21 protein-coding genes are annotated in these 25,376 nt (G+C 54.3%); 7 read left to right on the top strand and 14 right to left on the bottom strand.

All coding sequences use genetic code 11. From position 1 onward, the window contains the following. Positions 1-10 precede the first annotated feature (10 nt). Positions 11-3,187, top strand: coding sequence for a multidrug efflux RND transporter permease subunit (locus ABDW36_RS07555; RefSeq protein ID WP_343701273.1), 3,177 nt, complete (start codon positions 11-13; stop codon positions 3,185-3,187). Here the strand turns inward: ABDW36_RS07555 and ABDW36_RS07550 are convergent, their stop codons facing one another. The 5 genes from ABDW36_RS07550 to gndA all read right to left on the bottom strand — a co-directional run bounded on the left by ABDW36_RS07550 (position 3,188) and on the right by gndA (position 9,580). Next, positions 3,188-5,053: a monovalent cation:proton antiporter-2 (CPA2) family protein gene (locus ABDW36_RS07550; RefSeq protein WP_343701272.1), complete on the bottom strand. Its 1,866-nt coding sequence runs from the start codon at positions 5,051-5,053 to the stop codon at positions 3,188-3,190. Between the two features lie 19 nt (positions 5,054-5,072). Continuing rightward, a complete protein-coding gene (locus ABDW36_RS07545; RefSeq protein WP_343701271.1) occupies positions 5,073-5,651 on the bottom strand; it encodes an NAD(P)H-dependent oxidoreductase in 579 nt (192 codons plus the stop codon). A 238-nt stretch (positions 5,652-5,889) separates the two neighbouring features. Then, entirely contained in the window at positions 5,890-6,615 is a 726-nt protein-coding gene (pgl, locus tag ABDW36_RS07540; protein ID WP_343701270.1) for a 6-phosphogluconolactonase, read from the bottom strand. A gap of 27 nt (positions 6,616-6,642) precedes the next feature. Next, the gene (gene zwf / locus ABDW36_RS07535) at positions 6,643-8,148 is read right to left on the bottom strand and encodes a glucose-6-phosphate dehydrogenase (protein WP_343701269.1); all 1,506 of its coding nucleotides are present in this window, start codon (positions 8,146-8,148) and stop codon (positions 6,643-6,645) included. Positions 8,149-8,161: 13 nt separating this feature from the next. Next, a complete protein-coding gene (gene gndA / locus ABDW36_RS07530; protein WP_343701268.1) occupies positions 8,162-9,580 on the bottom strand; it encodes an NADP-dependent phosphogluconate dehydrogenase in 1,419 nt (472 codons plus the stop codon). 298 nt (positions 9,581-9,878) lie between these two features. Between gndA and ABDW36_RS07525 the strand changes: the two genes are divergently transcribed. Further along, positions 9,879-10,139, top strand: coding sequence for a hypothetical protein (locus ABDW36_RS07525; RefSeq protein WP_343701267.1), 261 nt, complete (start codon positions 9,879-9,881; stop codon positions 10,137-10,139). Positions 10,140-10,143: 4 nt separating this feature from the next. On the opposite strand, the gene ABDW36_RS07520 is transcribed toward ABDW36_RS07525, so the two are convergent. Then, a complete protein-coding gene (locus tag ABDW36_RS07520) occupies positions 10,144-10,839 on the bottom strand; it encodes a DUF4397 domain-containing protein (RefSeq protein WP_343701266.1) in 696 nt (231 codons plus the stop codon). 109 nt (positions 10,840-10,948) lie between these two features. Here ABDW36_RS07520 and ABDW36_RS07515 point away from each other — a divergent pair, with 109 nt between their 5' ends. Beyond that, a complete protein-coding gene (locus ABDW36_RS07515; protein WP_343701265.1) occupies positions 10,949-11,404 on the top strand; it encodes a VOC family protein in 456 nt (151 codons plus the stop codon). Between the two features lie 22 nt (positions 11,405-11,426). Here ABDW36_RS07515 and ABDW36_RS07510 read toward each other — a convergent pair whose 3' ends face one another. Continuing rightward, positions 11,427-12,779 (bottom strand): SGNH/GDSL hydrolase family protein, encoded by a 1,353-nt coding sequence (locus ABDW36_RS07510; RefSeq protein WP_343701264.1) that lies wholly within the window; start codon positions 12,777-12,779, stop codon positions 11,427-11,429. Between the two features lie 297 nt (positions 12,780-13,076). Here ABDW36_RS07510 and ABDW36_RS07505 point away from each other — a divergent pair, with 297 nt between their 5' ends. Continuing rightward, positions 13,077-14,210, top strand: coding sequence for a glycoside hydrolase family 88 protein (locus tag ABDW36_RS07505; protein WP_343701263.1), 1,134 nt, complete (start codon positions 13,077-13,079; stop codon positions 14,208-14,210). Positions 14,211-14,262: 52 nt separating this feature from the next. Here the strand turns inward: ABDW36_RS07505 and ABDW36_RS07500 are convergent, their stop codons facing one another. Continuing rightward, positions 14,263-14,982 (bottom strand): DUF4198 domain-containing protein, encoded by a 720-nt coding sequence (locus ABDW36_RS07500; protein ID WP_343701262.1) that lies wholly within the window; start codon positions 14,980-14,982, stop codon positions 14,263-14,265. A gap of 179 nt (positions 14,983-15,161) precedes the next feature. On the opposite strand from ABDW36_RS07500, the gene ABDW36_RS07495 reads away from it, so the two are divergent. Both ABDW36_RS07495 and ABDW36_RS07490 read left to right on the top strand, forming a co-directional pair. Beyond that, positions 15,162-16,247 (top strand): hypothetical protein, encoded by a 1,086-nt coding sequence (locus ABDW36_RS07495; protein ID WP_343701261.1) that lies wholly within the window; start codon positions 15,162-15,164, stop codon positions 16,245-16,247. A 99-nt stretch (positions 16,248-16,346) separates the two neighbouring features. Beyond that, a complete protein-coding gene (locus ABDW36_RS07490; protein ID WP_343701260.1) occupies positions 16,347-17,729 on the top strand; it encodes a chloride channel protein in 1,383 nt (460 codons plus the stop codon). Positions 17,730-17,959: 230 nt separating this feature from the next. Here ABDW36_RS07490 and ABDW36_RS07485 read toward each other — a convergent pair whose 3' ends face one another. The 3 genes from ABDW36_RS07485 to ABDW36_RS07475 form a co-directional block, all read right to left on the bottom strand. Beyond that, a complete protein-coding gene (locus ABDW36_RS07485; protein WP_343701259.1) occupies positions 17,960-19,378 on the bottom strand; it encodes a BNR-4 repeat-containing protein in 1,419 nt (472 codons plus the stop codon). A 177-nt stretch (positions 19,379-19,555) separates the two neighbouring features. Continuing rightward, positions 19,556-21,283: an FAD-dependent oxidoreductase gene (locus ABDW36_RS07480; protein WP_343701258.1), complete on the bottom strand. Its 1,728-nt coding sequence runs from the start codon at positions 21,281-21,283 to the stop codon at positions 19,556-19,558. 216 nt (positions 21,284-21,499) lie between these two features. Next, positions 21,500-21,931 (bottom strand): tetratricopeptide repeat protein, encoded by a 432-nt coding sequence (locus ABDW36_RS07475; protein ID WP_343701257.1) that lies wholly within the window; start codon positions 21,929-21,931, stop codon positions 21,500-21,502. A gap of 100 nt (positions 21,932-22,031) precedes the next feature. Here ABDW36_RS07475 and ABDW36_RS07470 point away from each other — a divergent pair, with 100 nt between their 5' ends. Further along, entirely contained in the window at positions 22,032-22,673 is a 642-nt protein-coding gene (locus tag ABDW36_RS07470) for a Pr6Pr family membrane protein (RefSeq protein WP_343701256.1), read from the top strand. On the opposite strand, the gene ABDW36_RS07465 is transcribed toward ABDW36_RS07470, so the two are convergent. From ABDW36_RS07465 to ABDW36_RS07455, 3 genes are read right to left on the bottom strand one after another with little or no spacing between them, the layout of a single operon-like run. Continuing rightward, positions 22,647-23,492 carry a sugar phosphate isomerase/epimerase family protein gene (locus tag ABDW36_RS07465; protein WP_343701255.1) on the bottom strand — a complete coding sequence of 282 codons (846 nt, stop codon included), beginning with the start codon at positions 23,490-23,492 and terminating at the stop codon, positions 22,647-22,649. The genes ABDW36_RS07470 and ABDW36_RS07465 overlap by 27 nt on opposite strands. Before the next feature lie 54 nt (positions 23,493-23,546). Continuing rightward, on the bottom strand, positions 23,547-24,659 hold the full coding sequence (locus ABDW36_RS07460; protein WP_343701254.1) for a Gfo/Idh/MocA family oxidoreductase: 1,113 nt from the start codon (positions 24,657-24,659) through the stop codon (positions 23,547-23,549). A gap of 27 nt (positions 24,660-24,686) precedes the next feature. Next, positions 24,687-25,376: a ThuA domain-containing protein gene (locus ABDW36_RS07455; protein ID WP_343701253.1), complete on the bottom strand. Its 690-nt coding sequence runs from the start codon at positions 25,374-25,376 to the stop codon at positions 24,687-24,689.

Genomic DNA, 25,376 nt, shown 5'->3' with positions numbered 1-25,376 from the left:
GCAGGGCAGCATGATCTCAAAAACGTTCATAGAAAGGAAAAATACTACTATTGTTATTGCGGTCATTTTGGTGATTGTAGGTTTGATCTGTATGATCAACCTGCCCATTGCCCAGCTGCCGGATATTGCCCCGCCCGTTGTTGACGTGAGGGCCAATTACATCGGCGCCAACTCCACAACGGTAGAAGAAACGGTCACCACGCCCATTGAGAACCAGGTGAACGGTACGCCCGGCGCCATGTACATACAGTCCGTAAGCGCTAACGACGGCTCCATGAGCATCACCGTTACCTTTGAAATAGGCACCAACCCGGATATTTCGGCGCTGGACGTACAAAACCGTGTGAACTTTGCGCTGCCTTCCGTACCAGACGATGTGCGCAGGGTAGGCGTAACCACCAAAAAACGGTCTAACGACATGTTGATGGTGGTGGCCCTTAATTCTCCCAACGGCACCCACAACTCCGAATTTCTCAACAACTACCTCAATATCTACGTAAGGCCTGAAATATTGCGCGTACCTGGCGTAGGCGACGTGAACGCCTTTTCGCAAGACTACAGCATGCGCATCTGGCTGAACCCGGACAAGATGGCCGCGCTCAACATCACCGCGGCAGACGTGGCCCGCGCCATACAGGAGCAGAACACACAAGCCCCGGCAGGCATCATCGGCGCGCCGCCGGCCAAAAAGGGGCAAGCATTTGAATACACCGTAAAAGTGAAAGGCCGCCTGCTCACGGCGGAAGAATTTGGCAACATCATTGTGGCCACCAACCCGCAAACCGGTTCGCTGGTACGGCTCCAGGATATTTCCCGGCAGCAGCTCGGCTCTTTCTCCTATGCCGTGGAAGTGAAGCCAGACGGGAAAAACGGTACCGGTATGGCCATTTACCTGGCGCCCGGCGCCAATGCGCTTGACGTGGCGGAAAGGGTGGAAACCAAGTTCAAGGAGCTGGCCCGGTCCTTCCCGGAAGATGTGAACTGGCTGGTGCCTTTTGAAACCGTCTCTTTCGTAAAAATATCCATCAACGAGGTAATACAGACCTTTGTTGAGGCCATGATACTGGTAATACTGGTGGTGTACCTCTTCCTCCAAAGCTGGCGGGCTACGCTGGTACCGGTATTGGTAATTCCCGTTTCGCTGATAGGCACGTTCATCTTCTTTACGCTGCTGGGTTTTTCCATCAACACCCTTACGTTGTTCGGCTTTGTGCTGGCCATCGGGATAGTGGTAGACGATGCCATTGTGGTGGTAGAGGCCGTGCAGCACCATATTGACGTGAACGGCATGAACCCGCTGGAGGCCACGTACAAGGCCATGACGGAGGTACAGGCGCCGGTAATTGCCATCGGGCTGATACTGGCCGCGGTGTTTGTGCCCGTGGCGTTCATTCCCGGCGTGAGCGGCAAGTTGTACCAGCAGTTTGCGTTGACCATTGCGTTCTCTGTAATACTGTCCGCATTCCTGGCGCTCTCGCTTACACCGGCCCTTTGTGCCGTGGTGCTGCGCCCCAGCCGGCTGGATGAGAACTCCAGGGGTATCAACAAGCTGCATTACAAGTTCAACAAGTGGTTTACCCGCTTCACGGAAAGATATACCCATGGCGTACGCCGTGCCATCAAACAAACGGCCTTTGTACTGATATTGCTGGGCATCCTGTTCGGCGCCGCGTTTGCGCTGTTCAAGAAGGTGCCCACCACCTTTGTGCCGCAGGAAGATATGGGCGCCCTGTTCCTGGTAGTGGAGCTGCCTGACGCATCTTCTTCCGTACGCACACGTGAAGTAGTAGAGCGCATCAACAACATATTGCTGGCAGACACTTCCGTAGCCCACTTTATGGGCGTATCCGGCATCAATTTCGTGGCTAATGCCATCAAGCCCAACTCCGCCACGTTCTTCGTGAACCTTAAACCCTGGGACGAGCGGCTTGCGTATGGAGACGATATCAACACCGTATCCGGCCGCATACAGATGAAGCTGGCGCAGATCACGGAGGCCACGGCCCTGGCGCTGCCTTCTCCCACCCTGCGCGGCATGGGTACCTCCACGGGCTTCACCTATGTGCTGGAGCAGCGCAGCGGTACAGACGTGGCCGAGTTTTCCAAGGTATTGCAAAACCTGCTGGTGGCCGCCAACAAGCGCCCGGAAATAGCCAGGGCCTATGCGTTCTTCAGCGCTACTACACCGGAGTTTAACGTGGAAGTAGACCGCGAGCGCTGCAAACAGATGGGCGTGGCGGTAAACGATGTGTTCAATGCCCTGCAAACCTTCCTGGGCGGTATGTATGTGAACGACTTTACCCGTTTCGGGCGCAGCTTCCGCGTGGTATTGCAGGCAGACAGCAGCTTCCGCCAAACGGTTAACGATCTGAGCTTTTACCATGTACGCAACCAGAACGGTGAAATGGTACCCCTCAGCTCTCTCATTAAAACCAAGCTGGGCGCAGGCGCACCGGTTATCAACCACTTCAACCTGTACCGCTCCGCGGAGATCAGCGGCACCAGCAACCCCGGCTTCAGCAGCGGTGACGCCATCAAGGCCATGGAAGAAGTTTCCAAAGAAGTGCTGCCCGCTAACTTCGGGTATGAATGGTCTAATATTTCCAAGCAGGAAATAGAGGCCGGCAATAAAAGCACCATGATCTTTGCCTTGTCTATCCTGTTCGTATTCCTGTTGCTCACTGCATTATATGAAAGTTGGTCTGTCCCATTCTCTGTACTGCTGGCCGTACCGGTAGCCCTGTTCGGGTCTATTATTGCCCTGTGGCTCACCGGCCAGGCAAACAGCGTTTATTCGCAGATCGGTTTGATCACGCTGATAGGGTTATCTGCCAAAAACGCCATATTGATCGTAGAGTTCTGTAAAGAACGCGTAGACAAAGGCATGCCGCTGATCCAGGCCACCCTGGAGGCGGTGAGCCTGCGTTTCAGGCCCATCCTGATGACCTCCTTTGCGTTCATCCTGGGGGTATTGCCGCTGGCACTGGCCAAAGGCGCGGGCGCTGCCGCAAGGGTCAACATCGGTTTCACAGTAATAGGCGGCATGCTGGCAGCCACCTTGCTGGCCATTTTCAGCGTGCCGGTATTGTATGTGCTGATCACCCGGCTGGCGTACGGTAAAAAGAAGCTGGCGCAGCTGGAGGAAGAGGGCAGGAAGAACCCGCCGCCCGCCGCACCGCAGCATTGATCAATTCCTTTCTTCAGCGTTCTCCTTGTCCCATCCGCCGTCGCGGATCAGCATGTTGGTATATGCATCTGCCTGTATGAGCTTTTGCAGCTCCTCCATTCTTTCCCGCGCTATGTTGACGTACTGCTTGTCGTCACGGTAAGCCGCCAGCCCTTTCAGCGATTTCTCGTCAAAGCGCCGGAACATGCGCGCCGCGCGTTGTGACTGGTAGGCGCGGCGGCCCAGCATTTCCAGCACATCAGCCGCCAGGCGCAGGGAAGTGTCTACTGTTTCCCGGTAAATATGCAGCACGCCCGCGTTCATGAGATCAAAGGCATCAGCGTTCTGCGTGGCCCTTACCAGCATTTGCAGGTGCGGGTAATGTTTTTTTACGGTATCTACCACCTCCAGGTTCTTCTCGGGCGTAGCCATGGCGATCACGATCAGGCGCGCCTGTTCTGCTCCCGCAGACTTCAGCATGTCTGCGCGCGCCGCATCACCATAGTACACTTTCAGCCCCATCTGCCGCAAGAGGTCTACCCGGTCAGAATCAAGGTCAAGCACGGTAGCATGAACACCGCTGGCGCGCAGAAAACGGCCTACCACCGTACCGAAGTGGTCAAAGCCGGCAATGATGACGGGGTTCTTTTCGTCTATGGCATCCGGCTCCCGCTCTTCGCGGTTGGCCGTGCAGCCGAAGCGCGGCACAATCACCTTGTCATATACCAGCATCAGCAAGGGCGTAAGCGCCATGGTAATGGCCACCACGGCCGTCATAATGTCTACCAGCGCCGGCGGCAGCAGTTTGGACTCTTCGGAAAAGGAGAACAGCACAAAAGCGAACTCACCTACCTGCGGCAATGCAAAGGCGAACAACAGGTTTTGCTCCCCGCTAAGGCGGAACAGTTTCCCCAATCCCGCCAGCACCAGGAACTTCACCACTAAAACGCCGGCCACCAGGCCGGCAATGAGCCAGGGTTGCTCTACAATGAGCCCGAAGTTGATGGTAGCGCCCACACCAATAAAAAACAGCCCCAGCAGCAGGCCTTTAAAAGGCTCAATGTCACTCTCCAGCTCATGCCGGTACTCGCTGTTGGCCAGTACCACCCCGCCCAGGAAAGCGCCCAGCGCAGGGCTCAGGCCCACCAGCGTCATCAGTACGGCAATAGCCACTACCAGCAGCAGGGCAGATGCCGTAAACAGCTCCCGCAGCCGCGTGCGGGCCACAATATGCAGGATGGGCTTCACGATATAACGCCCTCCTACCACCAGGGCAGACACAGCGCCGAACACCACCAGGGTTTTCACCCAGGCGGGCTGGTGCGCTATGAGAGACTGCCCGTCTTCTACCGTACCCGCGGCTCCCGCCGGGCCCAGGAGCGGGAAAATAGCCAGCATGGGTATCACCGCCACATCCTGGAAAAGCAGCACGGAAAAAGCGCTTTGTCCCGCGGCAGAGCCCATCTGCCCTTTTTCATTCAATATTTGCAGCACTATGGCCGTAGAAGAAAGGGAAAGGATCATACCCAGCACCAGCGCCTGGTTCCATGGCAAGCCGAAAGCTATGCCCAGGCCCGCTACCGCCACGGCCGTAACCACTACCTGCAGACCTCCAAGACCCAGAATAGGCGCCCGCAATTTCCAGAGCAGGGACGGTTCCAGCTCAAGGCCAATCAGGAAAAGCATCATCACCACCCCGAACTCCGCAAAATGCATCAGGTCTTCCCCGCCATGCCCGATAAGCCCCAGCAGCGCCGGCCCTATAATGATGCCACCCATAAGGTAACCCAGCACGGAGCCCAGGTTCAGCTTTTTGGCCAGGGGCACAAAGACTACCATGGTAGCGAGATAAACTAGCGCCTGATAGAAGAATGATTCGTTAGACATAGTTAATTGCGAATTAGAATTAGGAATGGCCTGATGGATCTGGCTGCGGGTTAACGATCAAAGCGGCTGTGTTCATTTTCAGTTGTTCCAGCAGTTGTATGTAGCGGTTGGCATGTTCATTCAATTGCTGGTCATTGAGGGTATTGGAACTATGCACCACAAAAGGAGGCAGATACTGCATGTAACAAAGACGGGCCGTCTGTTCAAAAGGCAGCAGGAAAGCGTTCACCGGGTGGCCGTGATGCCCCTCCGTGCTGTACGCCTGCTCATTGCCCGCCATAGACAGTACGTTCATCATCCGTTTTCCCTGCAGGCGGGTGCCGTTTTTACCATAGGCCCAGCCGTGCTCCAGCACCAGGTCCATCCACTGTTTAATGAGCGCAGGGCCGCTGTACCAGTAAAAAGGGTGCTGGAAAATGATCACATCATGCTGCTCCACGATAGGTTGTTCGGCCTGGGGAGACACGTCAAAGTCAGGGTAGACCTGGTAGAGGTCACGGATGGTGACGTCCTGCACAGTAGCTGCTGCCCGCAGCAGCCGGGCGTGTATGCGCGACCGTTCAAAGGCCGGATGGGCGAAAAGAACGAGGATCTTCAATGATAACAATGAGTTAGGAATTATAAATTGGTTAGTGCCCGCAGGCGGCCTCAGGGGGGCCTGCTGTGCTAAAGTTAGAGAAATTCCGGGGAAGTGGAGCGGGGCGCTGCATGCGTTTGACCTTGCAAGGCAACATACCGGGGGAGGCAAAATGCTCAGGGGTAAAAAAAGTCTTATGGTGATGTACCATAAGACTTCTTCTAAATTCGGTCTATTATCAGGCGGTTGCTTTTTTCGTTTACACCTGCAACGCCTCCGCCGCCGCTTCATCTACAAACCAGTGCAGCTCGCCATTTTCCGGTCGGATAAGCTGGGAGGGGAAACGGTCGGGGTCGGGGGCGCCGTCTATCACGCTTTTGAGCGTGAGCGCCTTGCCGGCGCCGGTGGCCATGAACACCACGCAACGGGCCAGGTTGGTAACAGGGGCCGTGAGGGTAATACGGTACATGTTCTGTGCTTCCAGCCAGAAGGCTTTTGCCCAGGCTTTGCGCTCATGTACAATAGGCAGGCCGGGAAACAGCGAGAGGGTATGCCCGTCATCTCCCATTCCCAGCAACACCAGGTCAAACGTATATTGTTTACCGTCAAAATAACGGTGAAGCGTTTTTTCGTATTCGGCGGCCGCGGCTTCCGGCTCAATGTCTGTGCGCATCACATGGATGTTTTCCGGCAGGGCGCCCACCTTGTCCAGCAGTACGTCATAAGCCATGCGGGCGTTGTTACGGGCGTCCTCAAAAGGCACGGCCCTTTCATCGCCCCAGAAAAAATGCACTTTCTGCCAGTCTATCATATTCACATAAGGTTCCTTTGCCAGCAGGGCGTATAATGCCTTGGGGGTATTGCCGCCGGAGAGGGCAAACGTGAACCGGTCCTGTTGCTGCAGCACGTCCTGTATCTGCTGGCTGATAAAAGCGGCCAGGTTTTCGCTGAGTTGCTGCGGGTCTTTTGCTACATGCAGTTCCATGAGTTGAATTACAGGTTAGAAAAAATGTTATTTCGCCGGCGGCAGGTTGATCCATGAATGGCCGTCCCGCGCAATGAGCGCATCAGCATCTTCAGGCCCCCATGAGTCCGGTACATAGTTCGGGAAATCTTGCGGGCTGCGGTGCTCCCATGTTTCCAGGATGGGCATGATCACTTTCCAAGCCGCCTCTACCTGGTCTGCCCGCATGAAGAGCGTGGCATCACCTTCCATCACGTCCAGCAGCAGCGTTTCATACGCTTCGGGGGTATGATCATCAGAGCCTTCATAGTTGAAGGTCATATTCACAGGGTCAAGCGTCATGGTCTGGCCCGGACGTTTGGCCTGGAAGCGGATGCGGATGTCCATTTCAGGCTGTATGCTGATGGTGAGGCGGTTGGAGCGCCAGGATTCCGCGGCTTCCGAAGGGAAGGCGAAAGTGGGGGCGTCTTTGAACTGTATGGTGATGTGGGTGGATTTCTGATGCATCAGTTTGCCGGTACGCACATAAAACGGTACGCCCTGCCAGCGCCAGTTATCTACATAAAACTTGACGGCGGCATATGTTTCCGTGTTGGAAACCGGGTCTACGCCTTTTTCTTCGCGGTAGCCTGTTACCTGCTTGCCTTTCATCCAGCCGGCGCCATACTGGCCGCGCACGGCGTTCTCATGCACGTCTTCTTTTTTGATGGGGCGGATGGCGTTGAGCACGTCCACCTTTTTATTGCGGATCTCGTTAGCGTCGAAAGAAACAGGGGCTTCCATGGCTACCATACACATCAGCTGCAGAATATGGTTCTGCACCATGTCACGCAGGGCGCCGGAGTGCTCGTAATATCCGCCGCGACCTTCCAGTCCAACACTTTCCGCCGCCGTGATCTGGATGTGATCTATATAATGGCGGTTCCATACCGGCTCAAAAAGAGCGTTGGCAAAGCGGAGCGCCAGGATATTCTGTACCGTTTCCTTGCCCAGGTAGTGATCTATGCGGAATATCTGCTCTTCAGCAAAAAGGCCGGCCAGCAGGTCGTTCAGCTCATGCGCGCTGGCAAGGTCGTGGCCGAAAGGTTTTTCGATCACAATGCGGGTGGTGCTCTTGTCTTTACAGAGGTTGAGCGTACCCAGCTCCTGCGCAATGGAAGGCACCAGCTGCGGGGCTACGGCCAGGTAGAAGATCACGTTGGGATGAGTGCCCCATTCCTGTTCCTTTGTTTGTACGTACTCTGCTATGCGCTGGTAGGATTCGATATCGCCCGCGTCCAGCTGCAGGTAGTTCACATGTTCGAAAAACTCCTTGTAGTGGCCGTTGGCCTCCGCCTTGCGGCGGCTGAACTTGGAAATGCCTTCCTGTAAATGGGCGCGGTAGTTTTCCGCGCTGTACTCTGTACGTCCGATGCCTACTATGGCAAATTGCTCCGGCATCCACTCGTCCAGGAAAAGATTATACAGCGCCGGTGTCAGCTTGCGGTAGTTCAGGTCCCCGCTGCCGCCGAAGATAAAGAGAATGGAGGCAGGCGGGCGTTTATGATGTTGCATAAAAAATCAAAAATTATGAATGGTGTTGCCAGGAAGTATGGAAGCTACCGGGCATGTCTATACGCTGATATGTATGGGCGCCGAAATAGTCCCGCTGTGCCTGTACCAGGTTGGTGGGCAGTTTTTCGTTGCGGTAGGCATCGAAATAAGACAACGCCGCCATGAACCCTGCTGCTGGCAGGCCGGCCTGTGCCGCCTGTACCACTACGGCGCGGGTGTTATGCTCCTTGCTTTTCACGATGTCTGCCACCGCCTTGTTGAGCAGCAGGTTGGGCAGCTCCGGCGCCTGTTTGAGCGCGGAGTAGAAGGTACCCAGCAGGGCAGAGCGGATGATGCAGCCGCCACGCCAAACCTTCACGGCTTCCGGCAGGGGAATGTCCATCTGGTGAGCGGTGGAAGCGTTGTACAGCATGGCCATGCCTTGCGCGTAACACATAATGGTGGCAAATTGCAAGGCATCTTTCACCTGGGATATGAACAGCTTCGTTTCGGCCGAAACCGGTATTTTAGGCTCTTCGTACACCTTTGCCGCTTCTACCCTTTCCTCTTTGAAAGCGGAGATGGTACGCATGGCTACGGCAGTATCAATGACGGTAGCAGGCACGCCCAGGTCCATGGCCTCCTGAGACGTCCATTTACCCGTGCCTTTGGAGCCAGCCTTGTCAGAGATGACATCAATGAGGCGCTGGCCTGATTTATCGTCATTCTGGAGGAAGATGTCTGCAGTGATCTCCAGCAGGAAAGACTGCATTTCCCCTTCGTTCCATTCCTTGTATACCTGGTGCAGCTGGTCATTGTTGAGACCGACGGCTTTCAGCAGGCGGTAGCTTTCGCTGATCAGCTGCATGATGGCATACTCTATACCGTTGTGCACCATCTTAACGTAGTGGCCGGCAGCACCTTTGCCAAGGTACGCCACGCAGGGCTCCCCGTTCACTTTGGCAGAAATGGCTTCCAGCATGGGTTTTACATGCGCATAGGCCTCCTGGTCACCCCCCGGCATAATGCTGGGGCCGGTACGGGCCCCTTGTTCGCCGCCGGAAACGCCCACGCCCATAAAATGGAACCCGGCATCTTTCATGGAAGACACGCGGCGAAGGGTATCCGTAAAATGGGAGTTGCCCCCGTCAATCACAATATCCCCCGGCTCCAGCAACGGGCGGAGAGATGCCAGCACGTCATCTACCGGTTTGCCGGCGGGCACCAGCATCATTACCCGGCGGGGCTTCTGCAGCTGGCTGATCATTTCTTCCAGCGATACCACCCCTTTTACGCGGGTGCCGGCAGATGCCGAAGTTTCAAGGGCCTGTGCCTTTTCGGTGTCTTTATCAAACCCGATCACGGCAAAACCATGGTCTGCCATATTGAGCAGGAGATTGCGCCCCATTACGCCCAGGCCGATCATTCCAAATTCATACAAGCTGTTTGCCATAGAGTATATTAACTGAATTGTGCGGCGAAATTAGCCATTTAGCCACTATTATTTTTGCAATTGTGTTGGGAAATCGGCTATTGCCGGAAATGCCTACATATGTACAGGTGCACTCATTCAACAAAAATAGGCACAAAAATGCTATAGGAAAAGTGGTATAAGCGGCATAAATTACAGTATTAATCCCGACCCCATGAAAACAGGAACCATTTTTAAGCATTACCTGCCATGCTTGTATTTCATTTTCCTTGCGTTATGTATATTCTTTGAATTTCATAATAACATTATAGCGCCAGCCATGCTTGTCCTCTTCCTGGCACTGCTCTTCATCAGGCGTACATACGCCCGCATGACGGTGGGGCTGCTCATGCTGTTCCTTTCCCTTTATTTTTCACTGGCCTGGTTTGATGAAATGGTAGATGTCCGCGCAGCGGGCGGCACGCCCTCGGCCGGGCTCCGGAGCGCTATTCTTTTTATAGCCGGGGCATTCTGTATGTCTATCCTGCTCATCATTCCCCTGCACCTGCCCCGGAGAATGCCGCTATATAACAGGAAATAGCCGGTTAGCGGTTAATGACCATCTCCGCCCCCAGCGGCGTTGCCTGCGAGCCTATCAGACCTTTGGCGTACACCGTGTATATTTTTCCTTCCGTGAGGGTAACGCCCGGCCGGGTGAACACCAGGGAGTCATCTGAGGCCCTTCTTACCTCAATGGTATAGGTACTGGCGGCTACCGCCGTAAAACCCTGGTTGGCCACGCCGCTCTCCGGCGTTTCAAAGGAGCGGTTGGGGAAAATGGGGGTAAAGGCCCCGTCTTTTACATACCCGATGGTAACTGCAGGGGCGTCTGGCGTAAAATGGAAAAACCTGATATGCGCCTTGCCGGCTTCCACTGCCGGGAACACATCTTCCACAAACAACCCTTTCACGCGGGAGCCTGTGTCATACACAAACATGGTATAACGGTGGTCTTCCTGCAGCTGAATACGCTGGTTTACCACGCTGGTACTGGTGCCGGCCAGGTTGGCCTGGAACTGGCGCTGCCCGGTGTAGGCATCCAGGTAGCCGGTGTTGGCCAGGTAGTTGAAAGGCAGGTTGTTGATGCGCAGACCGTCCATTCCAAGGTCCAGCCCGCCGGTACCGGGTGAGGCATGGGTGATCTGGAGTTTGGCAACGGGCAGGGCCGGCGTGTCGTCATTACTGTTGCAGGCGCTGAAAACGGCCATAACGCAAAGGCAGGCAAGTAGCAGGTTTTTCATGATATGTGGTTTAAAGGTGCCGGAATGGATATGGGGAGAGCAGGACGTCAATACCAACAGCTTGTTGCCGGGATTGTTCAATTAAAACCGGCGCTGTATCTTGTATGTCATGAAAACGTTTTTCCTGCTCATTTTATTCTGCTGCGGCGCTACCGCTGTTTCCGCGCAGGCGCAAACATCAGCCCGTCCCGTGCTGAACCACCTGGCCCTCTATGTGCAAGACCTGGGGAAGGCTACCGGCTTTTACCGTGACCTGCTGGGACTGGACACTATCCCGGAGCCCTTTCATGACGGCAAACATACCTGGTTTGCCGTAGGCCCTGTTAGCCACCTGCACCTGATTGCCGGCGCCAAAGCTCCGCACCGGGGAGACCGTAATACCCACATCTGCTTCAGCGTGCCTTCCGTGGAAGCGTTTATTGAACGGCTGGAAAAAGCCGGCATGGAATATATGAACTGGGCAGGGGAAAAGAAAAAGATCACTCTGCGGGTAGACGGGGTGAAACAGATCTACCTGCAAGACCCTGACGGGTATTGGATAGAGGTGAACGATGCCCGGAAGTGACGGTATACGCAACTGAATGGTCTCAACCCTTTTTCAGCAAGTAGCGGTGCGGTCTGGGCTTGCTTAGCGCCGGCAAAGAGTCCAGCGACCGTTCCCACTGCTGCCTGATCTGCGCCTCTTTGGGCTTGCTGTCAAGATAAGTGACGAACATCTTTTTTACATAATCCGAATCAGGCTTCTGCGCATGCGCCGTATCGTAGAACCGGCGCACAGTTTCAATGTTTTCGTTACCCGGCAGTGTATTGATATAACGATGCTCTATCAGCCGGAGCGCCCTGAGCTGGGCTTCCAGCTGCCAGCGCTTCTGTAGCAGCGCCTGCACTTTCAGGGCCTGCTGGTATTGCGGTGTCTGCTGTACGGTGGCCAGGTTGATGCCCCTTTCCAGCTCCCCGGAAAAGAAACGGCCAATTTCCACGTCATCTATGGCCAGCACATAATTTCCCGGTACCAGGTAATTGAACTTCAAGATCTCCCGGTTGAGATTGTCCACAAAAGGTACCAGTTCAGTTGCCTTCAACTGGTCTTCCCGGATGGGGAACGGCAGGGCTTTTTCGAGGGCGGTGAACTGTATCTGCCCGTCTTTGCGGGAAAAATCCGAAATGGTGCATTGCTGGCTTTTGGCCTGGCTGCTCTTCACATCCCGGTCTGCCACTATATTGGCCACGGTAGCCGGCGCTTTAATGGTTTTCAGGAACTCCCAGGCCATCAGCAGGTGCCCTACCCCACCCGGATGCACGCGGTCTTTCCCGATGAGGGTGGCTGTGCTGTCTGTTGCCTGTACTTCCGCGTTCAGTTTGGTGAGCATGCCCCAGTAGTCTACCACCAGCAGGCTATCCCGCCCGGCAAATTCCCTGGCATAGCCAGCGCATACTTTCAATGCATCATTTACGCCGCGGAGGTTGTTGCCGGCCATTTTTGAGGTCTGGTCATAAATGGACGGTGTTTGCAACACCACGCGGATATTCTTTGCCAGGAAGATGCGTATAATACTGTCGAGGTTTTTGCGATAGGTGGCCAGCGCCGCCTGCTGTTTTTCACGTATGCCGGCTTCATTTTTCCGTTTGGCATCATACAGCGGCCGGTTCACGTCGTTCATGCCTATCATGATCACAGCCCAGGTGGGGCGGTGTACCAGGATGTCGTGGTCCATACGCCGCAGAATGCCCCCTGTCACATCTCCGGAAATGCCGCAGTTGAAGAACTGCACGCCCAGTTGCGGATAACGGGTGCTGTAATACAGTTGAACATTGTGCCAGTAATCTCCGTTATGGGTAATGCTATTACCGACAAAACAAACACGGTCTCCCTTTTTAAAGAACTGGGCGTTGGATGAGAAGCTGCAGAAAAGGCAGCAGAGGAAAAACAGATAGCGCATCCCTAAAATTAGCAAATGGACCGGAAAAACTCACTATAGCGCGGAATACGGCAGCCGGGGGAATAAAAAAAATGCGCATCGGGGAATGCGCATTCACTAAAGGGAGCGGGATAACAAACAGTTTAATTATTCAGACTAGCTGTCGCAAAATTAGTGGCCGGTTTTCATAATGACACCAGTACAACCGCTGATTTACAACAATGCGTATTTCTACGCACCGGCGTATATCATTATACGGTTTGGATTAACGCAAACGTTTGCATAACTTGGTTCTTTAAAATTCCATGATTTCACGATATGAAAACTACATCATTCCTTCAGGGGCTGGCAGTGGCTTGCTTGCTGCTGTCTGCCGGCAATGGCCACGCCCAGTCCGGAGACCTCACCAAATTCCCTAAAGGCGCTACGCCGCAGGAAATAGGGCAGCGCATTGCCAGCCGGTTTGTGGCCTCCCCGCACCCTAATTTCGGCCGCCCTACCCCGCCCAGGGTTATCACGTATCCGGAAACCTGCGCCTGGTACGGCTCTCTGACCTTTGCAAAAGAGAGCGGCAACAAAGCCCTGTTGCAGCAGCTGGCGGCCCGTTTTGAGCCGCTGTTCGGCGCCCGGGATACACTGGTCCCTGTACCGGACCATGTGGACTACACCGTGTTCGGCGCTGTACCCCTGGAACTGTACCAGCAAACCAAAGATGCGCGTTACCTGGCCATCGGGAAACGGTTTGCAGACAAACAATGGGGCCCGCCGGAAGGCAAGCGGGTAACAGACGATTCCCGCCGCTTCTACGCCAAAGGCTATACCTGGCAAACCCGGCTGTGGATAGATGACATGTTCATGATCACGGCAGTTCAGTCACAGGCCACCCGCGCCACCGGAGACCGGTCTTATATAGATAAGGCGGCCAACGAAATGGTGTTCTACCTTGATTCGCTGCAAAAACCCAACGGTCTTTTTTACCATGCCCCCAACGCTCCTTTCTTCTGGGGACGCGGCAATGGCTGGATGGCGGCAGGCATGAGCGAGCTGCTGCGCTCTGTGCCGGAAGACAACCCCAACCGTCCCCGCATTCTGAAAGCTTACCAGACCATGATGGCCAGCCTGCTCAAATACCAGGCGGAAGACGGCATGTGGCGGCAGCTGGTAGACGACCCGCAGTCATGGCCTGAAACTTCCTGTACCGGTATGTTCACCTATGCCATGATCACCGGCGTAAAAAACGGCTGGCTGGACAAGAAAGTGTACGGCCCTGCCGCCAGGAAAGCCTGGCTGAAGCTGATCACCTACATTAATGAAGACGGAGACATCAGCGATGTTTGCGAAGGCACCAATATGAAAAACGATCACCAGTATTACCTTGACAGAAAACGCCTTACGGGGGATATGCACGGACAGGCGCCGCTGCTGTGGTGCGCCACGGCCCTCCTGAGATAACAAAAAAGGGCTGACCCAAAAAATGGTCAGCCCTCTCTAATTCCTGTATGAGCTATTTTTCAACTACTTCAATGCAGTAAGTAGCACAACGCCAGATAGCCTCATAGGGCTTGCCGTTGTGATCACCGGCTTTTTTCTCTGTTTTGGCTACTTCAACCATATAACGGCCGGGCCAGAGGGGCGTGAAGGTAGTAGTGCCGGTGCTGTCTGTATACAGCTTTTTGATCCAGCCGTTGGGTGCAACCACCTCTACTTCACTTGATTTGGCGGGCGCCTGGTCTGCCAGCACGCCCAGGTTGATGCTTTCATTCACTTTATAGGTATGGCGGGCGGGCGTTTCCACTTTCAGCGGGTTGGCATTGGCGGAAGCGGCAGCGGCGGCGTTATTGCCCACCACAACGGCGGCGCTGGCATGATAATCCAGCCGGCTGCCATGGTAAAGGTCTTTTACAGAGTGGATCATCACCACCGTATACACACCGTCAGATTCAGGCGTAAAGAACGCTTTATAGTGGTCTGTTCCGGGGGCGGAAGTGAGCGGTATCACTTTTTTATCAGGCGTAATAACCGAGAGTTTGTAAGATTTGGTGTCGGAGAACCATTTGTCCAGCGGGGAAATGTCCTTATCTGCAAATTCGCCCCAGAAAACCCTTACTTCCTGCGGCTGTCCTTTCTTGCCGGTGGGGCTGGTCTCAATCCAGAGAGCGTGGGCGGATACGCGGAGGCCGGCCAGGACCAGCAGCACCGCCATCATCATCGATCTGTAGTGCATCTTTTTTTTTGCGGTAAAAGTAAAGGCCCGCGGCAGGGACGGCAACTCCAATCGGAAATTTGATTTACGCAATTGGGAAAAACAGCGGCTGGCCTGCTATTTGCAGCAGAATGGGGAATATTGCATAATTTAGTGAGAATGATGTACGTTATATACATCCAGTTATAAATCGATCTTACATGAAACGGTTCCTGTTATTCCTGTTATTTGCCCTGCCGCTGGCTGCCGGCGCCCAAACGCTGTCTGAGTCTGCGGTGGAAGACATTTCTGCAAAGATGGCCGCAAAGTTCCAGCTCCGCAATGACCCGGCGCTGGTGTTTGTGACGGAACAAATGAGCAGATCTGGCTCCGGTGGACTGGAAGTAGACAAAACCATGATGGAATTGGGAAAAGACCCCGCCGCCCTGGATGCTGCGCTGAAGTTCCTGTACCAGTACAGTGACTGCAACCGGCAGACCCTGATTGCCAACCTGCGCAATATGGACGTGAAATCCGGCAACGTGTTCCCGCTGGCCACTTATATCGTAAACAAGAATAAGGGGGAAACCAAAGCACTGCAGGATGAAAAGGCTGAACTGCTGCGCATAGGCGCCATTCCGGCCGTTACTTCCGTAATGGTGGCCCCGCCCGCCAACCAGCCCGGCGTAGTGGCTAACGCCACCACAGAAACGCCTGCCGGCGCTACCCAGCCCGCGTCAGCACCGGCCGCCCAGGGCAACGTTCCCGCGGCCGCAGCGCCGGTAGAAGATACCCGCAACTGGGAAGTTCGCAGCGTATTTGCGATGACCAGGCCTGATGACCTGCAGGCCCTGTACGGAAAAGAGAACGTAGAGCTCAGGGATGCCACTGACCTGGACGGCAACTACACCGGCAAGGCCTGGTACGTATACCCTGATACTGACAATGAAATGCAGGTGATCTTCAACGCAGACTCTTCCAAAACCATCACCTTCACGCATGAACGCTCCAAATGGAAATCGCCCTTCGGCATCAAACCCGGAGACCCGATAGATAAGGTAAACAAGGTAAATGCCCGGGCCTTCAGGGTGAACGGCTTTGAATGGACCAACGGCGGCATTGTAGACAGCTGGGAAGGCGGCGCCATGGATAAAAAAGGCGTGCAGATCCTCTTCCGCGCCATTAACAGCGGAGACCCCAAGCTCTATGACCAGTTTACCGGCGAAAAGAAATTCCGCTCAGATAACAGCGGCCTGAAAAAGCTGGGCGTGGTGGTAGACAAGGTGGTGTTCAAAACTTACCAGTAACATGCATTTAGAAATCTTTCCGGAACCCGGCGCTGCACAGCTGCCGGGTTTTTTATTCCCTGTAAAACCGTTTTATAGCGGATTCCCTATTTTCGGGCCATGGAAGTAACGGGAAACAGGTTCTACAGGCTATTGGTGAAGATAGGGCGGTATAGAACAAAATATACGTCTCACCGCAATTTTCTCATCATCCTCAGCTTTATTGTTGGCGTAATAGCCGCCGTAGCAGCGGTTTTGCTGAAAATAACCGTACAGTTCTTCGAGCACAGGGTAGATGTGATGAACAACTGGATGAACAGCAACTGGTTGTCTGCCACGCTCCCGCTCATAGGCACCGGTATTTCCCTGCTCCTGCTCACCCGTTTTTTCAGGCACAGGCTGAACCGGGGCGTAGGTTTCATTATACATAACATCATTACCAACAAAGGCCGCATTGAGAAGCGGCATACCTACGGCCATATTCTTACCAGTGCCATTACAGTGGCCTTTGGCGGCAGCGTAGGCCTGGAAGCGCCCATTGTGGCCACCGGCGCGGCCATTGGCTCCAACACCGGCCATGATCTCCGCCTCTCCGAAAAGGACACTGTTCTGCTGCTGGCCTGCGGCACCGCCAGCGGCATTGCCGCCGTATTTAACAGCCCCTTTGCAGGTATCATTTTTGTGCTGGAGATCTTCCTGCTGGATTTCAGCATTCCTTTCTTTATTCCCCTCCTGATCTCCACGGCTACCGCCACCGTTGTTTCGCAATTGCTCTATCCCGGCAAGTTTATGTTTGTGGCCAGCGAAAGCTGGAGCATACCAGCCATACCGTTTTACATTCTGCTGGGTATTTTTTGCGGCCTGGTATCTGTATACATCACCCGTTCTGTAGACTACATTGAAGGATATTTCGAAAAAAAGACCATGAACTGGAAAACCTGGCTGATTGCCGGCGTGCCCTTGTGCGTGCTTATTTTCCTTTTGCCTAACCTTTATGGGGAAGGGTACTCCACTATTACCAGCCTTCTCCGCGGAGACTACAACAGCCTTACCGCCCATTCCCTGCTGCAGCAATACAGCAGCTATTCCTGGGCTATCGTCTTAATGACGGTGCTGCTGCTGGTATTCAAGGTAGTATGCTCCTGCCTTACCATCAGTGCGGGCGGCAACGGAGGCATTTTTGCGCCATCCATGATCACCGGCGGGCTTACGGGGTTCCTCTTTGCCTATCTCGTCAACCTTTCCGGCATTTATCACCTCAATACGCCCAACTTCATTATTACGGCCATGGCAGGAGTACTGGCGGGCGTTATGCATGCCCCGCTCACAGCCATTTTTTTGCTGGCGGAAATTTCAGGCGGGTACAAACTGTTCATCCCGCTCATGATCGTAACGGCTATTTCTTATTTCATTACCCGCAGGTATGTGAAGCATTCTGTGTACCATAAATCGCTGGTGGAAAGAAAAATACTGACAGACCAGAACGATCATGATCATTTCTGATAAAGCGCAAGCCCGGTAGATACCGGGCTTTACTTTTAGCATGAGATATTGTTACAGCGAATTTGGATACGAACATTCCGCCGTAATAATACGGCGGCAGCGTAACCGGAATGTAAAGAGAAGATTATGAAACGGTTAAGAAATAAAACAGGGCTGCATGTCCGGGAATGGACCGCAGCCCTGTTAATCATCTGTTGTTCAGGTATTTTTTACCCGGTATATTTTGCAGGTCAGGGTTTCAGGCGCCGGGGGCGCTCCCATTCCTTGCTCATCTTTTCCGGCAACATATATACGTTGCCGTTGCGGTCTGAAAAATACAGCCTGGATGCGGATGGCTGGCGGCCATGGCCGTCTGCCCAAAAGGCATAGAACCCTTCATGGGCGTTCACGGGGCGGCGGGGATAGGAATGATTGCGGGTGCTGTTGCGGGTAAGTTGTTTGGACGTCCATCGTTTTCCTTCATTCCTGCTTTCCCACATCACTATTTCCCCTCCGGTGTTGTACGCCTGCGGGCCCTCGGTTGTGGGAGCTATCACCCGCCATACGCCGCCTTTTTCTATTATCAGCGAGCCCATATCATAGTTATTGTCTGACGCGGCAAAAGGCAATATCTGCCACTGCCCGTTCTTCCAGTGGGCGGTATACCACTGGCGCATGCCATTCACCGGGCCGGGCGCGGGGCCGCGGGAGGTTTCATAGAGGATCACGGGGTTGCCGGCTGCGTCAAAGTTCACATCATTGATATATACGTTCAGGCCTTCAGACGCATAGTCTTTCACCAGCGCGGAAGTGTCTCCCGTGCGCAGCGGCAGGGCCGCGGGGCGGCCATCTGCGGTTGTCCATGTACGGCCGAAATCATTTGTCTGCAGGTAATAAAGGTTGGTACGGTAGTCCAGCCCGGCGCCTTTCTGAACATTGGGATGATGATTGAACGCGCTGCCCACCCGGCGGCCCTGCTGACCGGTTGTCTGGTAATGGCCTTCTTCCATATTGGCCAGGTCTTTCCAGGGAGACCAGTGTATGCCGTCTTTGCTGGTCATATAGGCAATAATGCGGCAGTTCTTTTTGCCGTACCGCAGCGCCTGCGTTTCATAATGGGTGAAAAGACCCAGGAAACCATCCCCGGGCTGGTAGTACATTTGCAGGTAAGAGAAGTTATCCATCACCTGGTCTCCCTTGTACGCCTGCACCTTTTCAAAGCTGCTGATGTTGTAAGGTTGGCTGCTGCGGTATACAAAAGACGGGCGGGTAACGCCGTGAGAGGTGGAGAATAACCAGATATAGCCTTTGCTGTCTATCTGTATCACCGGGTTATCGTGCGCATCATCCGTAGCTTTGTCCATCACCACGGTTGGGCGTGATACCATGCCGGTAGCATGATCGAAACAACCCACTTCATGCAACAGGGTTTTGCCGGAAGAATCTGTGCCGCCATAACAAAAAAACGTTTTATTAACGGCAGGCGCATACACCGAAAAGGGGTAGTGATTGGAAGGGTACGTGCCCAGGCCTCCGCCGTATTTATAGGCATATTCGTTACCGGTTGGGCCAATGCTGTACCAGATGCCGCGGTAGCCTGAATCTGGCTCATTGATAAAACGGGGTTGCTGCGCGGCGGCGGCTTGTGCCAGCAGCAGCATAATGAGCATAACGGGAATTTTTTTCATGGGCTTTAAAATAATACAGATTTCCGGTGGATGCAACTTTGACGCGCAGGGCAGTGCCGGCTTTGACCGGGCACCGCAGCCAGCCCAACAAAGCGCAATAATGGCAACCATTCCGTTCTCTACCCGAAAGGGGCATAATTGCCGGCGGCGCTCCTCCAGCTACTGTTGCCGCCATTCCGTTTCAATACCCTGGGAGCGGATCCGTTGCTGGAACTGCGTCAGCAGCTCCCTGTCTTCACGCACCCGGCGGGGAATCACGTTCTTTTCCAGCGCATAGGCGGCCAGCATGCCTGCAGCCTCCCCAATACCCCACTCCACCGGGTGGAGGCGGTAGCAACCGTTGGTGATGTGGGTAGTGCCGATGTTTTTATTGGCAGGCAACAGGTTTTCCATGCGCACGGGCAGCAGCGCGCCCAGCGGTATCTGGAAACGCAGGCAGTCAAGGTGGAAATAGTTATTGCCGGCGCTGCTGGGATGAAGGTCTATGCTATAATGCCCCACACCTACGCTGTCAAAAAACTCCGCTGCCTTGTTGCCGGTGGCCTGGCCGGTTACCTGCGCACGGTTGAGGCTGCCCACATGTTCTTCCAGCACCGTGAAAACGGCCTTGATGCGGCGGGATTCGCGGATGTATGGATATTTGGCCATCCCGTCTTCCGTGCCCATGATGTCTTTCCGCAGGCGCAGCCCGGGCCAGCCTTTGCCACCATCCGGTCGTGGCGCTTCCGTTTGCAGCCAGTACAGCAGGGACAAGTTCAGCTGTTTGGCGCGCTCAACATGCTGGTTAAACTCCTTATCGCTCACGCCTACCAGGTTGCCCAGCATGTAATCATTCTGCGGCCAGTTCACGATGGTGATGTCTCCCTTGTAGGCGCCGGGCACAAAATTTTCCTTGCTGATGATGCGCCGGTAGTTCCAGAGGTTGAGCATGCTGCCTGTTTTGATACCCTCCGGATGAAAACCCAGCTTAGTGGGCTTCAGGGTGGTAGGCCGGGGGTAATGCAGCTCCAGCAGCTTGCCCGGCCAGGCGGGCGTAACCGCGGGAACGTGGTTGCGCCAGAAGTTATACTCCCGCGGCTTTTCTATTACGTGATTCTCTCCCGGTACATAATCCATCGCAAAACAAACGGTGAACGCCTGCTGGTTGCGCGGGTTAGCCGTTTCCTGCGCATGCAGCTCGCCGGTGTCCTTCTTTGATTCGGCGCCGGTCACAAATTCCGTACCCGTCAACGGCAGCAATTCTCCCGTTTCCGTGGCATCCGCAAAATATGGTGCAGCCAGCGTATACTCCCGCTTGCTGCGCAGGTTCACTACCTGCAGGCTCTGCACACGGTTGCCGGATACAGCAGCTTTTTTTACTTTATGCTCGGGCAGCAGCACCAGCTTGCCGGCGCTGATATAAGGCGCCAGCATGGCTTCCAGCACTGCCACCGCCGCTCTCGGCTCGTGACAGAGGCGAGACACCGCGCCGTCTCCCGGGTTCAGGTGAGGCCGTTGGGCAGCCGCTTCCGTAAGCGGGTAGTGGCGAATGTAGTATTGGCGGATGGCCGTTCTGAAATTGCGGTACAATTGCGTGGCGCCGTGCGTTTCAATAGCGCTGTGCTCGTCTGGGGGAACGCCTTGCTGGGTGAGCTGCCCTCCTATCCAGTCTGTTTCTTCCGTCATGATCACAGTGAGGTTATTGCGCAGGGCCGCCAGAGCTGCCGCGCAGCCGCCCAAGCCGGCCCCGGCTACTACCAGGTCCGCCTGCATCAGGTTGCCCGCCGGAGGCGGAGTATTGCCGGTTTCAGCAGAAGTATCTGCCGGAGGAGTAAAACCTGCCAGCGGGGCGGATAATGCTGCGCCGGTACTCATGGCCATCATGCCTAAAAAATTCCTTCTTTTCATAATCGATATAAATATTCCCCGTGAGGTCATCTAAACACATGGCCTAAAATAAGCGCAAAATTCCGCAAAGCCGAACCGCCCGTCCGGATATTCCGGCAGTTATCCTGAAAAAGCGTCTTTTGAGAGTTGAAATGCAGGCGCAGAAAGAAATCTTTTCGTTAAAATAAAAAAGCGGACGTACCGGTGATACGTCCGCTTTTACCATACTATTCAGGTTTACAATTTCACCCGCTTGGCCAGGAAAGCAAGGTATTTGGTATCCTCTTCAGCAAACAGGCTTTTGCCGCCCAGGCGGTAGGCTTTCAGCAGGTGCTCCAGCGCCTTGTCTTCCTGCTGCTGCTCCAGCGCTACCTGGCCCAGCCTCATCTGTATAAATGAATTGATCTTTCCATCAGGGCAAATGATAGCCTGCTGAAAATATTCGCCGGCCTGTTCAAAATCATCCAGCATAAAATACATATTACCAATACTGGAATACAGCCATGTGGAAGCTTCCCAGTCTGTTTTAGGCTCCGGCACCAGTTGCAGCGCCTCTTTGAATTTTTCCGCGGCGGCAGCATACTCCTCATCGTCGGCAAAATCGTTACCGGCTTCTGAAATCAGTTCTACCTGCTCATAGATTTCGTCTTTCAGGATTTTTGCGCTCATGTCCAAACATTTTTTGTTGCGCCCAAAACTAACCTTAATCTTTGATTTCAGGAAATCCGGACCGCTTGCAACAATGCCGGATAAAGCGTAATTTAAACATATGCAACAAGCGAAACGTTACACCCTTACCCTGCTGGCCTTATTGGGCTGGTTTGCCATTATTGCCCAGCTCTACCTGCTTATTGCCAACGGCCAGCTTCCCCTGGGAGAAGCCATTATCCGGTTCTTCAGCTTTTTTACGGTACAAACCAACATATTGATTGCAGTTTGCAGTACGGCTCTGCTGCTGAAACCGGGCGGTTTCTTTGCCAGAGCGTCTACCCAGGCAGCATTGTTGCTGTACATCCTGATAGTGGGGCTGGTATACAATGTAATACTCCGTTTTTTATGGGCGCCGCAGGGCATACAGCGGCTGGTAGACGAACTGTTGCACGCGGTGATACCTTTACTGTACCTGGCGTACTGGCTGGTATTTGCGCCCAAACAAGGGCTGGCCTGGAAGCAGGCCCCCTCCTGGCTGCTATACCCGCTGGCTTATATGATATACGTCATTATCCGCGGCGCTTTCTCCGGCTTCTACCCCTATCCTTTTATTGACGTAGTGCAGCTGGGCTATCCCAAAGCGCTGCAGAACGCCGCGCTGATATTGGTGCTCTTTCTCCTGCTCGGTGCTGTGATAATGGCGGGTGGCAGGGCATTGGCAAAAAGGCCGCTTTTAAAAAGCAGCCCGGTAAAATTGTAACCCTTCAGTAGCCAGTTCATCCGCGCTACCCGCCAGCGGCCGCCAGATGCAGGCCGCCCGCGCCAGCTCTTTAGACGGGGCGCCGAACGTTTCCAGCACAATAGCGCCGGTATAACCAATGTCTGCCAGCGCCGCCCTGATGCCCGGCCAGTCAAGATGGCCGGTTCCCGGCGTACCCCGGTCACTTTCATTGCCCTGTATATGGCACAACCGGTCTTTGCCAATTTTCCGGATGGCAGCGGGAATGTTCTTCTCTTCTATGTTGGCATGAAAAGTATCCAGCAGCAGCTTGATGTGCGGGCTGCCCGTTTCCTGCAGCAGCTCCAGCGCCTGGTCTACGGTATTGATCATATCCGTTTCAAAACGGTTGAGCGGTTCTAACCCAATGGTAACGCCATGGTCTGCCGCCACTTTGGCCGCTTCCCGCAGGTTTTCTATACACCAGGCACGCTCCTGCTTTTTTTGTTCGGGAGGTACTATCCTTGTTTTACCCACGGCGGAATATACCGGGCCGCCAAACACAGGGCTGCCCATTTGCGCGGCTATGGCCACACAATCTGTGATGTACCGCAGGCCGTTCTTCCGGACAGACGCGTCCGTGGAGGAAATATCCCTGTCTGGCCCGAAAGCGCCGCTGATGGTGATTTTCAACCCAAGGTCACGCGTGCGCAGCAACAGCTCCGGCCAGTTGATCAGTGATGCGTCTTCTACCGCCACTTCTACAATATCGTACCCTGCTTCTTTTATTTTGGGTAGCAGGTGAAAATGTGCGGTGGAAAATGGAGATACCCATACAAAGGTGCTGATGCCGAATGTCATGAATAAGGTGTTTAACAGGAAGCGGGGGCATGGCAGCCCCCGTATAAAATATGCTTATGCTTCAAAATCCGGAATATTGATGCGCACGCCGCCCTTCATGGCAGACTCATGCGCGCAGATGCCGGCGCAGGTATAGTTGGCCGCTATATGGGCGTCTACCGCGGAATCCCTTCCTTCTACGATGGCCGCCAGGAACTCCTGTACCAGGTGCGGGTGTGAGCCGCCGTGGCCGGCCCCCTGCAGGAAAGACACGTGATTGGGGTCGTCAATTTTTTCACGGCGCGTGAAGTGCGCAATTTCCGGGATCAGCATAGCGTCTGTGTCTGGCACCTCCACGCGGGCAGCGTTCTCGCCGCCGTCAAACACCACGTGGCTTTCATCCTGCAGCTGCTCCCATTCAAAAGACATCTTGGTACCATACACATCGTAACTCTCCCGGTACTGGCGCACTACGTCAAACAGGGAGCGGGTGGCTTCCGCTACCACATCTGAATTTTTGAGCGTGAACGTGGCGGTTTCCACGGCAAAGGGAGAACCATAGCGTTTAGCCAGGTCTCCACTGAGCCGGCCGGAACCATGGCATACCACGGTTTCCGCCTTGGTATTGTTGATGCGCAACAGGGGCGATATGGCATGAGTACCGTTGAGCATGGGCGGGAAACCTTTCCAGTATTCATCCCATCCTTCCATGCTCATATCCTGGATATGGGAGCCGCGTACAAACTGGATGCGGCCCAGCTGCCCGCTTTCTGCCAGTTGCAGGCCATACAGGAACTCGCGGGTGTACAACGCGGTTTCCATCATCATATACACTTTGCCGGCTTTGCGTTTGGCTTCTACAATGGCCTTGCAGTCTTCTACCGTCATGGCCATCGGAATGGTACAGGCGGTATGTTTCCCGGCGTTGAGGGAGGCCAGCGTCATGCGGGCATGTTCGGGCACGGGGGTTACAATATGGATGGCATCTACATCTGCGCGTTTGGGCACGTCGTCGTAATTGGTGAACAGTAGATCTTCGTCCAGGTTAAAGCGGGCTTTCAGCTCGTCCAGCGTTTTGCGGTTGCGGGTACAGATACCCACTTTTTTGATAGCCGGGTGTTGCTGGTAAATAGGTATGAATTCCTTGCCAAAGCCCATGCCTACAATAACTACAGTGATCTGTTTCATTACAAATGCTTATTAAGATGAATAAAATTATTTTTTCGCCACCCACTTTACAGCGTTCCTCAAAATGGTACGGTACTCCGGCAGCTCGTGCGCCGCCGCATCGTGCCCCAGCGCAAAACCCACAATACGCGCTTTCGGGTTATTTACCACAAACAGGCTGGGATAGGTTTGCCCGGAAGCATCGGGACTGGTAGTGGCCAGTACCTTTATTCCGGGACCGCTTACGTCTTCCTTGTAGTAGTACAGCTCATCCTTAAGGGTAAATTTTGCCGGCAGGCCTTTGGTCACCGGGTGTTTCCTGTTGTTCACCGTTACGCTGAACTCGCCGTACTTCTCATGCCCGCGGCTGCCGCCGCTTACCAGCTTAAAGTTGTACATAGGCCAGTCTTGCCAGTTGTACCAGATGGCCGCATGCGCCAGCACCAGGCCCTTACCCTGCTCCACAAAATCAAAAATGGCATTGCGGGTAGCAGAGTCTTTGATAGGCTGGTTGTTACAAAGGAAGAGCACGTCTGTTTGCGGCAGGTGCTGCAGGATGGTAGAGGGGTCTTGCGTGTAGGTTACAGTGGCAAGACCGTCTTTTTCAAGCGTGGCCGCGTCTTCCTGCCCGTACCAGCGTTCAAAGTTGTGCGAACCGCCGCCGCCTACCATCAGTACGCGGATGGATTGTGCAAAACTGTACAGGCCGGCGTTGAGCAGCACAGCACAGCAAATCAT

The organism is Chitinophaga sp., assembly GCF_039596455.1.
Taxonomy (GTDB): Bacteria; Bacteroidota; Bacteroidia; order Chitinophagales; family Chitinophagaceae; genus Chitinophaga.
The sequence above is the reverse complement of the archived record's forward strand: the minus strand, read 5'-3'. Positions and strand labels throughout refer to the sequence as shown.

What these genes read in the sequence shown, in the direction of transcription:
- ABDW36_RS07555 (WP_343701273.1), top strand. Translation starts at nt 11, where the DNA reads ATGATCTCAAAAACGTTCATAGAAAGGAAAAATACTACTATTGTTATT.
- ABDW36_RS07550 (WP_343701272.1), bottom strand. Translation starts at nt 5,053, where the DNA reads ATGTCTAACGAATCATTCTTCTATCAGGCGCTAGTTTATCTCGCTACC.
- pgl (WP_343701270.1), bottom strand. Translation starts at nt 6,615, where the DNA reads ATGGAACTGCATGTAGCAAAAGACCCGCAGCAACTCAGCGAAAACCTG.
- zwf (WP_343701269.1), bottom strand. Translation starts at nt 8,148, where the DNA reads ATGCAACATCATAAACGCCCGCCTGCCTCCATTCTCTTTATCTTCGGC.
- gndA (WP_343701268.1), bottom strand. Translation starts at nt 9,580, where the DNA reads ATGGCAAACAGCTTGTATGAATTTGGAATGATCGGCCTGGGCGTAATG.
- ABDW36_RS07525 (WP_343701267.1), top strand. Translation starts at nt 9,879, where the DNA reads ATGCTTGTCCTCTTCCTGGCACTGCTCTTCATCAGGCGTACATACGCC.
- ABDW36_RS07520 (WP_343701266.1), bottom strand. Translation starts at nt 10,839, where the DNA reads ATGAAAAACCTGCTACTTGCCTGCCTTTGCGTTATGGCCGTTTTCAGC.
- ABDW36_RS07515 (WP_343701265.1), top strand. Translation starts at nt 10,949, where the DNA reads ATGAAAACGTTTTTCCTGCTCATTTTATTCTGCTGCGGCGCTACCGCT.
- ABDW36_RS07510 (WP_343701264.1), bottom strand. Translation starts at nt 12,779, where the DNA reads ATGCGCTATCTGTTTTTCCTCTGCTGCCTTTTCTGCAGCTTCTCATCC.
- ABDW36_RS07505 (WP_343701263.1), top strand. Translation starts at nt 13,077, where the DNA reads ATGAAAACTACATCATTCCTTCAGGGGCTGGCAGTGGCTTGCTTGCTG.
- ABDW36_RS07500 (WP_343701262.1), bottom strand. Translation starts at nt 14,982, where the DNA reads ATGCACTACAGATCGATGATGATGGCGGTGCTGCTGGTCCTGGCCGGC.
- ABDW36_RS07495 (WP_343701261.1), top strand. Translation starts at nt 15,162, where the DNA reads ATGAAACGGTTCCTGTTATTCCTGTTATTTGCCCTGCCGCTGGCTGCC.
- ABDW36_RS07490 (WP_343701260.1), top strand. Translation starts at nt 16,347, where the DNA reads ATGGAAGTAACGGGAAACAGGTTCTACAGGCTATTGGTGAAGATAGGG.
- ABDW36_RS07485 (WP_343701259.1), bottom strand. Translation starts at nt 19,378, where the DNA reads ATGCTCATTATGCTGCTGCTGGCACAAGCCGCCGCCGCGCAGCAACCC.
- ABDW36_RS07480 (WP_343701258.1), bottom strand. Translation starts at nt 21,283, where the DNA reads ATGAAAAGAAGGAATTTTTTAGGCATGATGGCCATGAGTACCGGCGCA.
- ABDW36_RS07475 (WP_343701257.1), bottom strand. Translation starts at nt 21,931, where the DNA reads ATGAGCGCAAAAATCCTGAAAGACGAAATCTATGAGCAGGTAGAACTG.
- ABDW36_RS07470 (WP_343701256.1), top strand. Translation starts at nt 22,032, where the DNA reads ATGCAACAAGCGAAACGTTACACCCTTACCCTGCTGGCCTTATTGGGC.
- ABDW36_RS07465 (WP_343701255.1), bottom strand. Translation starts at nt 23,492, where the DNA reads ATGACATTCGGCATCAGCACCTTTGTATGGGTATCTCCATTTTCCACC.
- ABDW36_RS07460 (WP_343701254.1), bottom strand. Translation starts at nt 24,659, where the DNA reads ATGAAACAGATCACTGTAGTTATTGTAGGCATGGGCTTTGGCAAGGAA.
- ABDW36_RS07455 (WP_343701253.1), bottom strand. Translation starts at nt 25,376, where the DNA reads ATGATTTGCTGTGCTGTGCTGCTCAACGCCGGCCTGTACAGTTTTGCA.